Genomic DNA, 15448 nt, shown 5'->3' on the forward strand with positions numbered 1-15448 from the left:
ATTCAACACTTAAACGTTTAAAACCTTTAAACCGCTAAAGTATCAAGGTGCGCTAACCATTCACGCCGTGAATTCCGCCGCACAGGTATTCAACATGGGCTTCGGCCAGACTCTCGACCTCTGGATAGGATTCGTAGAAATGAATGCTGTAGGAGATAAAGCCGTGCAGAGACATGAACAAGCTCCAGGGAAGATTAAACGTCTTTCTCTCGGCATCCGGATCATTGCGGATAACCTCACGGACGACGGAGGCGAACAGGTCCATACACTGGGCCTGCTTGGTTCGGGAGTACTTGCGCAGCTCGCTGTCCCGCACCATGAACATGATCTCGTAATGGTGGGGGTTCTCCATCCCGAACTTGATGAACTCCAGCATCATTTCCTTCAGGTGGCTGACATTGCCGGGCTCTGTCCGGTCCAGCATTTCCTTCTGCCGCATCAGGAGGAAGTTGAAGTCCTCCACCACCAGCGCGTAGAACAGCTCCGCCTTGTCGCGGAAGTGGTAATACAGGGCACCATGGCTGTAGCCCAAAGCTTTGGCAATACTCCGCATGGTCAGGGTGTCATATCCCCGCGTGGCGAACAAACCCCGCGCTTCATCCAAAATTCGGTCCCGGCTCAACTCCTGATCGACTACTCTTCTGGCACACATCATGGCTCCACTCGCTTTCCTCTCAAACTCTATCTATATGGGATCAATCTTGGTGTTCGATATAGACAGCCTCCCCTTGGACGATCTCTGATTGACCCTGGGTCAAATCAATCATCCACAAGACGAACCGTTCCGCCTCCTCGTCCAAGGGCCGGCAATGCAGAGTGACCTTATCTGTAAATTCCGTCTCGCCTAGAAGGGTTCCCCGGTTGCGAAGCTCGTTCTCCAGCTTGCCGAGCCAGGTATAGTCTACGGTGACGTACACGTCCCGGTGCAGCACCATCCGCACGGGCCCGGCCGCGGCCAATCCCGCTACGGCTCCATCCGTATAAGCCCGGATCAGTCCTCCCGCTCCCAGCATGATTCCGCCAAAGTAACGCGTGACGGTCACCACCGTGTTCTTCAAGCCCTGGTGCTTGATGACCTCCAGGATCGGCTTGCCCGCCGTACCGCTGGGCTCCCCGTCGTCCGACGCCTTCTGGATCTGGTCCCGCTCGCCGATGACATAAGCGAAGCAATTGTGGGTGGCGGACCAGTGCTCCTTGCGCACGGACTCGATGAACGCCAGCGCCTCCTCCTCGGTCTCCACCGGTTGGGCCTGCCCGATAAAACGGGACTTCTTGATGACGATCTCGTCGGATCCCCATTGTTTCACGGTCTTATACTGAGGAAGCATCAGCAGCATCCACCTTTATGTAGAGTCGCTTTAAAGCATTGTAGCACAAAAGGGAATCATTTTCCATAAGGATTTCGATCGTTTTTGTGACATATGCTTACATGAGTGTTCCATTTTTAGAAAAAAGCGGCTCCCCCCGCCATAGAAGGGAACCGCTTAACCCTCGGAATCCGAAGATTCGTCAGGTTCCTGTCAGGTTTGCTCTTACAGCCGAGCTTCCAGCTCCGCTTTTTCCTTCTCGAAGCCGGGCTTGCCAAGCAGTGCGAACATGTTCTTCTTGTACGCCTCCACCCCGGGCTGGTCGAACGGATTGACGCCGAGGAGGTAGCCGCTCACGCCGCAGGCCTTCTCGAAGAAGTAGACCATGTACCCGAAGGTATACGGGGTCATGTCCGGCAGCGTCACGATCAGGTTCGGCACTCCGCCGTCGCTGTGGGCCAGCATGGTGCCCTGGAACGCCTTCTTGTTGACGAAGTCCATGGTCTTGCCGGAGAGGAAGTTCAGGCCGTCCAGGTTGTCCTTGTCCGTACCGATGGAGATGTGCTCCGGAACCTCCGCCACTTGGATGACGGTCTCGAACAGGGTGCGGTTGCCCTCCTGGATGAATTGGCCCATGGAGTGCAGGTCGGTGGAGAAGTCGACGGACGCCGGGTAGATGCCCTTGTAGTCCTTGCCCTCGCTCTCGCCGAACAGCTGCTTCCACCACTCGGATACGAAGTGGAGGGACGGCTCGTAGTTCACGAGAATTTCGGTGGTCTTGCCCTTGCGGTACAGCGCGTTGCGCACGGCTGCGTACTGGTAGGCCTCGTTCTCGGCCAGGTTCGGGCTGGAGTACGCATCGCGTGCATCCGCCGCGCCCTTCATCATGGCGTCCACGTCCACGCCCGCCACAGCGATCGGCAGCAGGCCAACGGCTGTCAGCACGGAATAGCGGCCCCCTACGTCATCCGGGATAACGAAGGTCTCGTAGCCCTCTTCGGTCGCCAGCTTCTTCAGCGCGCCCTTGGCTTGGTCGGTGGTGGCATAGATGCGCTTGCGGGCGCCTTCCTTGCCGTACTTGGTCTCCATCAGCTCGCGGAAGATCCGGAAGGCGATGGCCGGCTCGGTGGTGGTGCCGGACTTGGAGATGACGTTGACGGAGATCTCCTTGCCCTCCAAGAGCTGCAGCAGATGGGCGGTATATGTAGAGCTGATGTTGTTGCCGACAAAATAAATCTCAGGGGTCTTGCGCTTGCCCTTGGGCAGAATGTTATAGAAGGAGTGCGTCAGCATCTCGATGGCTGCACGGGCGCCCAAGTAAGAACCGCCGATGCCGATGACCACCAGCGCGTCGGAGTCGGCCTGGATCTTCTCGGCAGCGCTCTTGATGCGGGCGAATTCTTCCTTGTCGTAATTCACCGGAAGATCGACCCATCCCAGGAAATCGGAGCCTGCTCCCGTTCCTTGGTGAAGCTGCTCATGGGCCGTGCGCACCTGGGCTGCCAAATAGTCCACTTCGTGCTGATTCACAAAACCAAGGGCCTTGCTGTAATCAAACTTCAACTTTCCACTCATCCGATTAATAGCCTCCTTAGCCTGCACTCCGGCCTTCTATGGCCGGGCGGTCTACGTCTACAGATAAGAATACGTCAATGGAACGGACAAATGCAAGTGACCACTTTCACACGATTGTCGCCGCATGGTAATATAGGGACAAGGGGTGACTACTCATGAAAAATATCGGTTTCATCGGCCTCGGCACCATGGGAATGCCCATGGCCGTCAACCTGCTCAAGAACGGCTACCCGCTGACCGTCTACAACCGGACGGCGCCCAAAGCGGAGAGCCTTCAGGCAATGGGAGCCTCCATTGCTAAGACCCCGGCCCAATTGGCCAAGGAAGCGGATGTCATCTTCACGAACGTAAGCAACGACCAGGCCCTATTGGACGTCGTATTCGGCAAGGACGGTCTCATGGAAGGCATCCGTCCCGGCTTGACCGTCATCGACTGCAGCACGGTTTCCCCGGATACCAGCCGCAAGGTGGCCGCCGAGCTGGAGGCTCATGCCGCCGATTTCCTCGATGCTCCCGTAACAGGCAGCAAGCCCGCCGCCGAAGCCGGCACCCTGGTCTTCATGGTAGGAGGCAAGCCGGAGGTATTCGAAGAGCAGCTTCCCCTGTTCGAGGTGCTGGGCAGCAAAGCCCTTCACATGGGCGTTACCGGCTCCGGCTCCTATGCCAAGCTGGCCCACAACACCATTGTCGGGATCAATGCCGTCGGCTTGATGGAAGGCATGTCCATGGCCGCCAAGGCAGGCCTGGACCCGAACCAATTCCTGGAGATCGTCACCGCCGGCGGAGCCAACAGCCGCCAGGCCGAGCTGAAGGGCATGAAGATCATCAACCGGGATTTCTCCAACCAATTCTCGACCGCTCTCATGCTGAAGGATCTGCTGCTGGCCCAGAAGCTGACCAGCGGGTTCCAGCTTCCGGCCCCCATGCTGCAGGCGGCCACCTCCGTCTTCCAGATGGGACTCTCCAAGGGCTTGGGAGACCAGGATCTCAGCTCCGTCATCCAATGCTACGAGGAATGGATGAACAAGAAGATCGTGAAGGCTCCTCCGGGCGCCGCCGGACCGAAGAGCTCCGACCGCCGCCGCGCCAACCGGATCAGCCTCGGCATCAAGCTTCTCCTGTCCGTCTATCAATGGGAGCAGGAGGGAAGCTTCTCCGGCCAGAATATCGAGGGTGTGCTTCATGACCTGTCGGAGAGCGGAATTCAGATCGGCTCCCGCTTCCCCTTAAGCCTGGACATGTTCGTCGTGATCCATTTCCCGAGGGAAGCGAACCTGCCTCCGATCACCGGCAAGATCATCCGCATCGAATCCAAGGAAGGCGAGTTCCGCTACGGCTGTATGCTCTCCGGACTGCCCCCCTACACGCGGATCAAGCTGGAGGAGTACATCAAGCTTCAGACGGAGAAGTGATTCCATCCGCTTATAGATGAAGGGACTGCCCGCCGGTAACGGCTGGAACAGTCCCTTTTTTGGCGTTTCCTTTAGTTGGTGCCGCCTGCCGTCAGCTTCTCCGAGAGTGGAACAGGAAGGCTCCCTTCGGTGGGACTGAACGTGTCCAGCACGATCACCCGGACGGTATAGCCGGCATCCTGCGGATCCTCCACATCGAAGTGTGCGGCATAGCTGCCGTCCGTTCCGATATCCGCCGCAACCGACACATGGCTGACCGGCATATGGCCGCGGAGCAGCTGGAAGTAGACGGCTTCTCTGCCGTCATGATCCGCCGTGTCCGGAGTCCGGGCAATCCGGACCTTCACGCCGATGCCCTGGGTCCGGTCGAGAGCCCCGTCCAGGGAGACGGTGAAGGGCTTCCCGGCAGCCGGTGCGGAGACGATTACCGTGCGGATGACCTCGGACGCGGCATTGCCCGCCGCATCGCGGACGTTATAGCGGAAGAGGTACGTTCCCGGCATTCCGGTGTCCACCGTCCCCGTACGCACGATGCGGGAGGTCAGGTCGCCGTCCCGGTCATCCGAAGCGGTGGCGCCCGGGTCCGTATAAGTGGAGCCCTTCTGCACCGTAACCGTCGGTTGACCGGCCAGGGTGATGACCGGCTTCACGGTATCCGCCGGCAGACCCGTCAGCGCCGCGACGGTAAAGTCATCGATCCGGGCCACATTGTTGGCCACCCGGATGCCCGCCTTGCCGCCGGTCAGCGCCGGATAATTCCCGAAGAGCTTGCCGTCATCCGTTACGTCGAAGACCAGCTTGTCGTCCACGTAGCCCATCAGCCGGGTACCGTTGACGAGCAGGCGCAGCTGATACCACTTGCCCGCCTTGTAAGGATAAGGCATCTTGACGGCAAGCTCCTTCAAGCTGCCGTCCACCACACGGCCCAGCGCGATGTAGCCCGTGCTTCCGCCGGCCAGCCCGTTCACTTCGTTATGAATCCGGAGCATGTAGAAGTTCCGCCCGTCATCGGAAGCTCTGGCGATGACGCCGGGCAAGCTTTTATCCACCTGCGGCTTCACCCGGGCCCGCACCTCATAATCGGTCCAGGAGCCGGAGCCCACCGTGAAGGCTTGATTCGGTGTGGTGAATTTTTCCAGAACCTTGCCATTGCCATCGTTGACGACCCGGAGATTGGACGTATCCACGGCCGCTCCCAATTTCCACCCTGTGGCGCCGTCCTGGTTGAAGGTGCCGTTCTCGAAGTCCTCTTGGTACAGCACGGTTCCCACGGGCGCTTCCGGATTCGTCACCAGGTGAAGGGTGTAGGTCCGGGTGTTGCCCGCTTCTGCCGTTACCGTTACGGTTATCGTCCCCTGCCCGCCATTCAGCACGGCGTCCGTAGCGATGGCCGTGGACAGGTTGCTCACCGTCGGCACCGCCTCAAGAACGGAGACATAGGACGTCCGGGACGGCACCTTCACCGTATAGTCGTACACACCGGGCTGCAGGGCGATGTCGCTCGGCGCCAGGACCAGCGGATTATAGGGACCCTGGTCCGGAACGACAGAGAGCTTCAAGCTGGAGAGCGTCGCATCATCGCTGGCAGTCCTAAGGGTCAGCGTGTAATACGTCGCTCCGTTCCCCTCGGAGGAGAGAGCCGCCAGGTTGTAGACCGCCAACTGCCCGACTCCGCCCAGCTGCACCTGACCCGATGCGGAGGGACTTACCGTCGCATTGGCGGTTCCGTACACGGAGGCGGTCACTGCAGCCGTGCTGACCGCTGCCGGCAGCTTCACCATGTACTGGCCGATCCCCGGCTGGAAGCCCTCGATGGTCACTCCATTGACCTGAATGTCTCCGAGCAAGGGCATGATGGGATAGACGCGGACGTCGTCGTATTGAACCATGGCTTTGTGGCTGCGGAGGCCTGGCAGGCCGTTGGTCCGGCTATCGTCCGCCGCCTCTACGGTCTTGACACCGTCCACATAACCCGTGATGGCCGTACCGACACATTCCAGATTCAGCTTATGCCAGGCAGCCAGATCGAAGCCGGCCGGCAGCACCGTTTCAGCCGCGACCGTCGAGGAGCCGTTCAGCCGCTTCTCCAGCACAGCCTTCAGCACGCCTCCCTTGCGCTCCAGCATGAAATAATAATGGCTGTTATAGCCCTTGGTGCTTCCGGAGGTCACCGGAGCACGCGCCAGTACCCCCAGCTGAGCATCCCCCGTGTAAACGGGATCGGCCAGCCGCACCTTCGCCTCAACGCCATAATCCTTCAGCGCTTCGCCGAAGATGGCGAAACGGGGAGAGGTATCGGAGGACGATGCGGATACCGGATGAAGATAAGTGTTGCCCGTCACCGTATCGGACGTGAACGTCCAGGGTGTGCTGGTGCTGCTGTAGCCCAGCATGGTCCAAGCGGAGATATTCCGATCCTCCGGCTTGTCGAAGCCGCTTTTGTACATGCCGTCTGCGAACACCTTCATCTCGTTAATCGAGAGCGGGGCGCTACCGGAGGCTCCCGTTACCGTCAGCCTCACATACCGTGCTTTCGCTGCGAACCAATCCAGCCCGTTCCCGAAGGCCTGCGCCCCCTGGGTCCGGTCGGCCGCCGGCGTAAAGTCCGTCCCGTTCAAGCTGGTTTCGATCTTATACCGGTACAGCGTGGAGAAGGCGTTCGTCCAACGGGTCTCCATCCCCGTCAGGCTGTACTCCCGGGCCAGGTCCAGCGTAACCGACTGCGGATAGCTGCCGTCTGCCGCAACAGCTGCCGTGGCAGGATTGCCGTCGGTCAGCGCCGGCAGGCCGGACAGGGTTCCGGTGCTTGCTTTGCCTGCGGAGATGATGTTCTTAATGCTGGCATCCACCGCCTCCAGCTCGAAGAGCATCACCGCATTCTTCGCTAGCGTGGCGTCGAACCGGTCCTGTCCGGTAATGGCCCGGACTCCCTCATCCACCAGCTCCAGCTCGTCAATCTTGTTATAGGCATAATTGCTGTGGGTTTCGTCCACCAGATACTTCTTGTATTTCATCATCTTGCCCTGGAACCCGGAGGGCAGATTCTGTACGCCGATGCTGACGTCGGAGCTGACGGTGCCGTCCATCTGGTTGTTCCACACCATCATCGTCACCTTGGAGTCACTGTTCTTCGTTGCCAGCATCCTCACGCCCGTATTCGCCGTGCTGCCGCCCGTCGATTGCACCTTCTGGTCCCCCAGGCGGGAGAACATGCGCATGGTGTTGAAGTACGGGGTGAAGAAGGTTTTGCCCAGGAGCTCGTAATAGTGCAGCCGGTCATTCGTTCCGATCAGCTGGAACTTGTTGATGTCCGTATTGCCCCACAGAATATCCACGCGGGCGATGGCGGGCCCATTGGGACCCATATCGAACTTCAGCCAGTTCCAATAGTCCCCCTGCAGGAATTCGGTGGCCTCGTTGTTGTCCGTCACGGCCGCGATCAGCGGATCGTTAGCCGCATTGGGAATTGGGATGGGCGTCTCCGAGCTGTCGAAGAAGCGGATCTCCTTGATCTTCATCAGCTTGGAGGTCGCCGACTCCCTCCACCCCCGCAGGTTCAAGTATTGCAGGGGCCGGGGATCCGAGGTCCGGTAGGTCTGCCACCCCGCCGTTCCGCTGCTCGTCGCCGTATCGACGTCGAACTGGTTTTTGAAGTAGGCGTTCAAGGTATGTACGGCGACCCAGTTCATGGGAATATCCGTGCCGCCCTTCTCATAGAAATACGCCGAGTCCGTCATGAACGCCGCCTGCTTGGCAAGCGCTACATTGTTGGTGGAATCGTCCAGGCCTCCGCCGCCTTTATAGCCGTATTCGCTGACGACCGTGATGGCTTGGGGATAGAACTGGCGCAGGTACGTCTTCATCTCCCGCTCCTGCGTTTCGTTATCCTTCACCTCCGTCTTGTACCGGTGCCAGGACACGAAGTCCACCTGATAATGGTTGGCGTAAGCGATGTCGACGAATTCCTTTTGCTTGGCAAAATTATAGCCGGACAGCACCGGTCCGCCCACCTTCAGACGAACGCCCCGGCTTCCGGGCGTATCGCCCAAGCCCAACTGCTGGTTGACCCAGACCACCGCCTCGGACATCCCCTTGTACATTCTCATATACCCCGGGATGTCGTCCTTCACATGGCCATAGAAGGCCGGCTCCAGATTGGGCTCATTGCCCACCTCGATATACTCCAGCTTAGGATTCTTCTCCTTCAGCGTCTTGATGATGGTCTTCATGGCGGCGTCGAATTCGGGCCAGTTCATCTCCGTCTCTCCGGTCAGGAGCCGATTCTTCGCCGGGTTGGTATCCCCGCCGTAGGAGTAGGCCAGCGAGATCAGGATGGAATCGGTGAACTGGGACATGAAGTCATAGGATTCCTTGCGGGCGCTTAAGAGGTCCGGGTTGGTGGCCAGATTCTCGGGCGTGTTGATGGAATAGGCAAACCGCTCGGGGTTGTTCGGATCCTTATTGTAATACCAGTTGATCTTGACGAAATCCCGCACCACCTTGGTGCCGATCCCGTCCAGCGCCTCCACCGCATGAACCGGCAGCGGGCTGTAATTGGTATTATTGAACTGCTCAGTCCGGATCAGGGTTCCTTGGGATACCCCGAAGTCTGCCTCCAGCGGGATGGCCGGAGTCGCTGCGGCCGCTTGGGCCTTGCCGGCCGGCAGCGGGGCAAGCCCCAGAGCGGCGGAAGCCAGCATGGCGACAGCCGCCAGCATGCTGACCGGCCTGCAGACCGATCGGAACAGGTTGGTATTATTCATAGTGCTCGTTGCCTCCTCTGCACGGTGCGAGGACGGCGGAAGAACCGCCGCCTTTCGCCCTCGATGTGCACGATTATTCGCTGATGATCAGCTTGTTGGACAATACCTCGGGCAGAGCGGTGCCGTCCAGGGTCAGACGGTCCAGCACGAATACCCTCACCGAATAGGCCGGGTTCTCCGGATCGCCGGCATCGAAGCCTGCGGACAGCTCCACCACCTGCTCGACGTTGTTGATGTTCTTGTTGATGTTGTTCGAATTGTTGTACTGCTCCGCCTTGGCGCGGGCGGCAGCAGGAGACGCGGCATCCACCTCCAGCCGGACCAGCCGGTTGGACGGCAGTACGGCGGCGGCCTCCGCCGTCCCCGCCAGACCGGTCCAATACGAAGAGATGATGCCCGCCGTCAGCGCGATGGCGCTCCAGCGCTTGACCATCGGGAAATGGGTCCTTTCCTGTGACATCCTCACGGATTCCTCCTTATGAGCTCCGGCCCACGTCTTCCAACGGGTCCGGAGCCTTGTTCGGCACCGTAATGCCGGATCAGCGGCCGCTCCACTTCGGGGTTACGGCCATCTGCTCCCACCTTCTGCGCAGCATATGGGCGGCTGCCTTCGGCTGGCGCTGGCGGGTGAACACCCCTTTTTTGTTGCCGTTGATGCGGGTGGTTCCTTGCTTGGTCGCAAAGTCCGCGAAGGCCCACACGTGCTCGCCGATCACATAATCCAGCCGGTCGAACACATTATGGTACCGCTGCAGCATCTCGCACTGGTACTCTTCGGTGAACATGACCGGCGGGTCCTGATGGAAGCCGGCTATGGCGTCCGCCCCATACTCGGACATGATGACCGGCTTGTTGAAGTTGCGGTGCCAGCCCGACAGCTCCCACTCCACCTGGTGCTCCACCAGATCCAGACAGCCGGGGTCCGCATACCAGGAATAGTACCGGTTCACGCACACCACATCGAAAAACTGAGCCACCTGGCATTTGTCCGGCAGCGCCCACTGGACCAGCGTAAGCGGACGGGTGGCGTCCAGCACCCGGGCCGTTTCGGCCACCTTCCGGAAGTAAGGCACCGCCTCCTCCTGGAACGTGGCCGCTTCGTTGGCGACGCTCCACATGACGATGGAGGGGTGGTTTTTGTCGCGGGCGATCATGTCGTTCAGCACGTCCAGGTGATGGGCCAGTGTCTCGTCGTTGGCCTGGTCCGGGGTGTAGACCTTGTCGTTGTAATTGAAGAAGGTGAAGCCTACCGCCGGCACCTCGCCGATGACCACGATGCCCTCCCGGTCTGCCAGGTCCAGGATCTCCTCTGCATACGGATAGTGGGAGGTCCGGAAGGAGTTGGCGCCGATCCACTTGAGCAGATTGAAGTCCTTGACGTTCACGGCATAGTCCAGGCCCTTGCCCTTGATGTCGCTGTCCTCGTGCTTGCCGAAGCCCTTGAAGTAGAATGGCTCGCCGTTGATCAGGAACCGGCTGCCCTCCACCCGGACGGTCCGAATGCCGATATCGAGCATGTAATGGTCGGCTGTCTCGCCGTCATCTCCTACCAGCTCTACGTGCAAGGTATACAGATAAGCCTGCAGCGGCTTCCACAGACGGGCGTTCTCTACCCGCAGTGTGCCCTGGGCACCGGTTCCCGACGCCACCATCCGGCCTTCCTCGTCCACGAGCCGGACACGTACGGCGGCTCCTGCCTCCGAGGCCTCGGTCCGGTACGTCACCAGGCCCGTGCCGTCCTGGACATCCGTGGTGACGGTCACGTCCCGGATATGGGCGGCTGGGGTGCGGTATACCTTCACCGGACGGTGCAGGCCGGCATAATTGTAGAAGTCATGGAAGTATTCCTGGATGCGGTAGCCCTCCGGATGCTTGGCATCGTCGAAGGTCTTGATCCGCCCCGGGGGCAGCGTCTGCCAGGTCAGCACGTTGTTGACGACGATGGTAACCCGGTTCTCCATGCCGTATTCGACCGCCTCTGAGATATCCGCCTCGAAGGGCAGGAAGCCTCCCTTGTGTTCGGCCGCCTGCCGGCCATTGACCCATACGACTGCATGGTGACAGGCGCTTCCGACCCGGAGCATGATCCGGTCTCCGCTCCAGGAGCGGGGAATCCGGAAGAAGGTCTCGTACCAGACATCCCCGATATGATCCCGGATCGAAGCGTCCTGGGTCATATCGTTGTAGCTGGCCGGAACCGGCATGGGGATTGTGTCCTGCAGGGGCTGCATGTGCCACATGTCCGCCCGGCCCGTGTTATGGCGGTCTACCTTGAACCTCCAAATTCCGGATAAATCCTTCACTTCCCGTGTCTGTGTGTCTTTGGGATACAGCATGGTTGTCTCCACCTTCTTATTGGTTATAGATGCGGTACATCATGACCGCCGTTTCGGCGCGTGTCGCTTGGCCCAGCGGGCGGATGCCCGATCCGTCGCCCGTGACGATCCCGTTCTTCAGCAGGGCCGCGATGCTGTCCGCCGCATAAGGCGCTACGGAGCCCGCATCCGCGAACCGTGACAGCTCGGAGGCCGATCCGGCCTGCTTCAGCTTCCCGGCTGCCTTCAGCGCTCTGGCGGTCAGCGTCATCATCTCTTGTCTCGTGATCTCCTGCTGCGGAAGGAACCGGTTCCCCTCCGATCCTTGGCTAATCCCCAAGGACTTGGCCACGCCCAGCGCCCCATAGTAGTAATCGTCCGGCCGGACATCCGCGAAGTTATCCTTGAAAGCGGCGCCGAGCTCCAGCGTCCGGACCAGCAGGAGCATGAAGTCCGCCCGCGTGATGTTCGATTCCGGCGCGAAGGAGGCCGGCGTCATCCCTTGAATGATGCCTTTGGCCGCCAGCACCTCGATGGGCTTCTTAGCCCAGGCATGCGCTCCCAAGTCCGTGAACGTCGGCTGTATGTAGGCCACCGCGTAGACGCTGAAGTGGGTCGCCCGGAAGGTGACGGTTCCGGCGGTAGGATCGTACTTGGCGTTTGGTACCGCCAAGGCCCGGCCCATACCGTCGATGTACCGGACGGTAATCTGCTCCGGGGCGCTTCTCTCCGCCGCGGACGGCGAGTAAGGAACGGACACCGTCACCGGCGCCTGCATGTTGGACCAGGCCACATCCTGTCCGTTCAGTTGAAGTGACAGGTTCAGGACAGGCCGTGAGCCGACGGCCGCCTTCGCCTCCTGCGGCAGCCCCGACGGAGCCGCCTGGGTGATCCGAAGCACCACGGTACCCGTCTGCCCGGGATTCGAATTCCCCAGCATACGGCCCGGGAGGGTCAGCTCCGCAAATTCACTCTTGATGTGAAGCGAGACCTCCGGCTTCGTGCCGTTAAGGGAGACTGCCGGAAGCTGAACCTCGTAGGACTTGGCCCCTGCCGCTTTCTCCAACACGACGGCAACCTTGCCGTCCGCTGCTTGGCCGATAGCCTGGTCCCATTCCATATCCGACAATCGGGCGGCCGCCAAGCCGGACGGTCCAGACAGAGCCGGCTTCAGCACAATCGGCCCTGAGGAAGGACCGGGTGCCGGAGGCACTTGCCCGCCGGGGATCGGAGCGGAAGGGGGCGGAGCCGATGGCCCCGGTTCCTCGGTGCCGCCCGGATCCTCCGTTCCGCCGGGGGCTGGTGTCCCGGCTCCAGCCGTGAAGCTCACCGACGTCACATCCGTGCCGATTCCCGCTTCAACGGTATAGGTACCCGTCGGAGCCGAGGCCGGCAGTGTAACGGTCTTGCCCGCCGCCAGCTCGCCTGCGGTGATCTGATCCAGCTCCAGCACCGTCTTGTTCGGACGAAGGATGCGGACCAATAGCTGCGGCAGGCTCGTCGTGCCCTTGACGGTGAAAGCTTCTCCCGGCTTCACGGTTCCGATCGGCTGCAAGGAGGTGGATGCCGCCTCTCCCGCAAATACGGTTCCCGGCAGGGACAGCATCAGCATGGCCAGCATCACGACGAATGTCTTATACATCGCTTTCAAGTTCATACCCCGCTCTCCATTTTGATTTCACATGGAAGACCGGGGATAAACGATACCCGCGTCTGATGGACACTGTTCGCTTATCCCCGGGTTCCGGTTTCCTTTACAGATAGACCTCCACTTCATAGATGCGGCCGCTCTCGTACGGAAGAACATCCTCCGTCCACTCCCGGCCGTCCACGACGATCCGCTTGACTCCCTTGCCGGTGCCTCCCGGATTCTTCACGGCGATCCGGTACCGGGCGTCTCGGAAGGTGCGGTCCACCGCATATCCGTTCCATTCCGGAGGAATACACGGATCCACCGTGAGTCCCCGTACCGTGGCCCGGGTACCCAGCACATATTCCAGCGTCGTCCACAGCATCCAGCCGACGGTGCCCGTCGAGTGATGGTGGCTGGACTGTCCGTAATTCGGAGAATCCTCGAGCCCGAAGTAGAAGTTCGGCACGAAGATCGGCACCTGCAGGTTCACGGACGGCGGATTGTCCGGATTGGTAGGCAGCGTCTTCGCGATGGTATCGAAGGCTTGAGCGCCCCGTCCGGCCACACAATCGGCGAATGCCTTGAACATGGAGGCATGGCAGTAAATGGAGCCGTTCTCCGTCGTGCCGGCCAGCTTGATGCTGATCCGCCCCCACTTCGGATTCCACTCGCTAAAGGCAGGCTCCAGAAGCTTCGGACCAAACGGCGTATCCAGGCTGTCGATGGCCCGAATGCACTTCTCCAGCCGCTCGCCCGCAGCGATGCCGCTCATGATGGCCCAGGTCTGCGTGTTCAGGAACAGCCGGCCTTCCGGATCGTTGGCCGTGCCGAAGGGTTCGCCGAAATCGTCGAAGCCCGCCACATACCAGTCGCCGTCCCAGCAGGTACGGTTGACGGCCTCCGCCAGACGGTCCGCAAGTCCCTCCAGATGCCGGGCCTTCGACTCGTCATTCAGCAGCGTGCAGAACGGAAGCATGGACCGAAGGGCATACACAAGCGCCATAGTGTTCCAGGCGGACTCGCCCTTGCCCAGACGGCCGGGACCGTTGATCGGATCGTTCCAGTCCCCGTCTCCCATCAGGCACAGACCGTGGGCTCCGGTGGCGGAGGCCATATAATCGGCTGCCAGCAGCAGATGCTCATAGATGGAAGCGGTTTCATCACTGTTCTTGAAACCTACCTGGCGATGGAGCAGTTCCACATCACCGCATTGATTAATCAAAGCTGTGAAGCATAGAAGCAGCCAGACCGGTCCGTCCGTGTGATTCAAGAGACAGAGATGTTTGGGCGGCGAGCCGTCGGTCATGATCCATTGTTTGATGAAGCCGCTTGTCTCTTGTCCTTGAAGCACCGATATCATATATTCCGCTGCGCCGGGGCCGTCCACCATCGCATAGCCCAGGGCATCCTGCAGCTGGTTGCGGATCGGGCAGTAATTGGACATCCGGTTCGTCCGAGTCTGAAGGACGATCTGTTTTTTGAGCCAGAAGTTCATGAATGCATTCACGTTCGGATCCGGTGTATCCACGTCGAAGGTGGCGCTGATGGCTTCCCAATGCCGCTCCACCTCTTGCAGCAGCACATCCCAGCCCTTCGCCGCCAACGCGGCTCTGCCCGCAACGATCTCCTCCGGCGAACCGGCACAGCCTACGACGAAGCGTACCGCCGCTTCCTCCTCCGGCTGCAGCGTCAGCGCATGCTGCATGGCACCTACCGGGTTCTCCGCCTCCGCCCGCTTGTTGAAGCACTCGCCGTTCTTCACGGCCGCGGGGATCTCCGTCAGGTCATCGCCGCCGAAGAACCGCCGCTGGCTGCCGTCCCAGGAATCCGGACGCCGGTCGGAGTAGACGTAGACCCAGTTCGTATGGTCCCCGTCCACCTTGGCCTTGTCGTCGTAGGTCACATGGTACGGGAAGGAGAAGCTGGCGAGAATCTGCTTCTCTTCGTCATAGCTGCACTTGCTCCCCATCACCCCGCCGTTCTCCAGCGCGAAGACCGAGAACAAGGATATCTCCCGAGGCCGCCCGCTGCGGTTCGTCAAGGTGACCGTCCAGATTTCCTGCTGTCCCTCCCTGGGAACGAACACATGCACCGATGCTTCGATGCCCCTGCTGACGGAACGGATCTCCGTATAGCCCAGGCCATGGGTGCAGGTGAACGTTTCCGTTCCGCTCTTCAGCGGCCGGTAGGCCGGACACCAGACCTCCCCGGTATCGTGGTCGAGCAGATAAAAAAACCGGAAGCCCCGCGTATACACCCGATGCTTGGGCTTGAAGGCCGTGCTGCTTCCCTGGCCCGTCTCCCCGACTTCCATGTAATACGTGTCGTTAAACAGATAATTGAACCACCGGGCCGGCGTCTGCGGCGTCATGATGACAAACCGCTGTCCCCGGTCCTCCCAATGTCCGTAGATGTTCGTACCGTTCAATCCGTTAGACTCCTT

The 15448-nt window shown here is 60.3% G+C and carries 9 protein-coding genes; 1 reads left to right on the plus strand and 8 read right to left on the minus strand.

Translation table 11 applies throughout. The features are described from left to right. Window positions 1-52: 52 nt before the first annotated feature. The 3 genes from ACSEXW_RS03075 to ACSEXW_RS03085 form a co-directional block, all read right to left on the minus strand. On the minus strand, window positions 53-655 hold the full coding sequence (locus ACSEXW_RS03075; RefSeq protein ID WP_438444628.1) for a TetR/AcrR family transcriptional regulator: 603 nt from the start codon (window positions 653-655) through the stop codon (window positions 53-55). Window positions 656-695: 40 nt separating this feature from the next. Continuing rightward, a complete protein-coding gene (locus ACSEXW_RS03080) occupies window positions 696-1328 on the minus strand; it encodes a YigZ family protein (protein ID WP_438444629.1) in 633 nt (210 codons plus the stop codon). A 204-nt stretch (window positions 1329-1532) separates the two neighbouring features. After that, window positions 1533-2882 (minus strand): glucose-6-phosphate isomerase, encoded by a 1350-nt coding sequence (locus tag ACSEXW_RS03085; protein ID WP_438444630.1) that lies wholly within the window; start codon window positions 2880-2882, stop codon window positions 1533-1535. 155 nt (window positions 2883-3037) lie between these two features. Here ACSEXW_RS03085 and ACSEXW_RS03090 point away from each other — a divergent pair, with 155 nt between their 5' ends. Next, the gene (locus ACSEXW_RS03090) at window positions 3038-4294 is read left to right on the plus strand and encodes an NAD(P)-binding domain-containing protein (protein WP_438444631.1); all 1257 of its coding nucleotides are present in this window, start codon (window positions 3038-3040) and stop codon (window positions 4292-4294) included. A 71-nt stretch (window positions 4295-4365) separates the two neighbouring features. On the opposite strand, the gene ACSEXW_RS03095 is transcribed toward ACSEXW_RS03090, so the two are convergent. The 5 genes from ACSEXW_RS03095 to ACSEXW_RS03115 form a co-directional block, all read right to left on the minus strand. After that, a complete protein-coding gene (locus ACSEXW_RS03095; protein ID WP_438444632.1) occupies window positions 4366-9057 on the minus strand; it encodes an immunoglobulin-like domain-containing protein in 4692 nt (1563 codons plus the stop codon). Window positions 9058-9130: 73 nt separating this feature from the next. After that, the gene (locus ACSEXW_RS03100; protein ID WP_438444633.1) at window positions 9131-9517 is read right to left on the minus strand and encodes a hypothetical protein; all 387 of its coding nucleotides are present in this window, start codon (window positions 9515-9517) and stop codon (window positions 9131-9133) included. Window positions 9518-9596: 79 nt separating this feature from the next. Then, a complete protein-coding gene (gene uidA / locus ACSEXW_RS03105) occupies window positions 9597-11393 on the minus strand; it encodes a beta-glucuronidase (RefSeq protein ID WP_438444634.1) in 1797 nt (598 codons plus the stop codon). A 16-nt stretch (window positions 11394-11409) separates the two neighbouring features. After that, window positions 11410-13029 carry an S-layer homology domain-containing protein gene (locus ACSEXW_RS03110; protein WP_438444635.1) on the minus strand — a complete coding sequence of 540 codons (1620 nt, stop codon included), beginning with the start codon at window positions 13027-13029 and terminating at the stop codon, window positions 11410-11412. A 97-nt stretch (window positions 13030-13126) separates the two neighbouring features. Then, window positions 13127-15433: a GH36-type glycosyl hydrolase domain-containing protein gene (locus ACSEXW_RS03115; RefSeq protein ID WP_438444636.1), complete on the minus strand. Its 2307-nt coding sequence runs from the start codon at window positions 15431-15433 to the stop codon at window positions 13127-13129. Between the last annotated feature and the right edge of the window lie 15 nt (window positions 15434-15448).

This window comes from Oryzibacillus soli, assembly GCF_051594765.1.
GTDB lineage: Bacteria > Bacillota > Bacilli > Paenibacillales > NBRC-103111 > Paenibacillus_AR.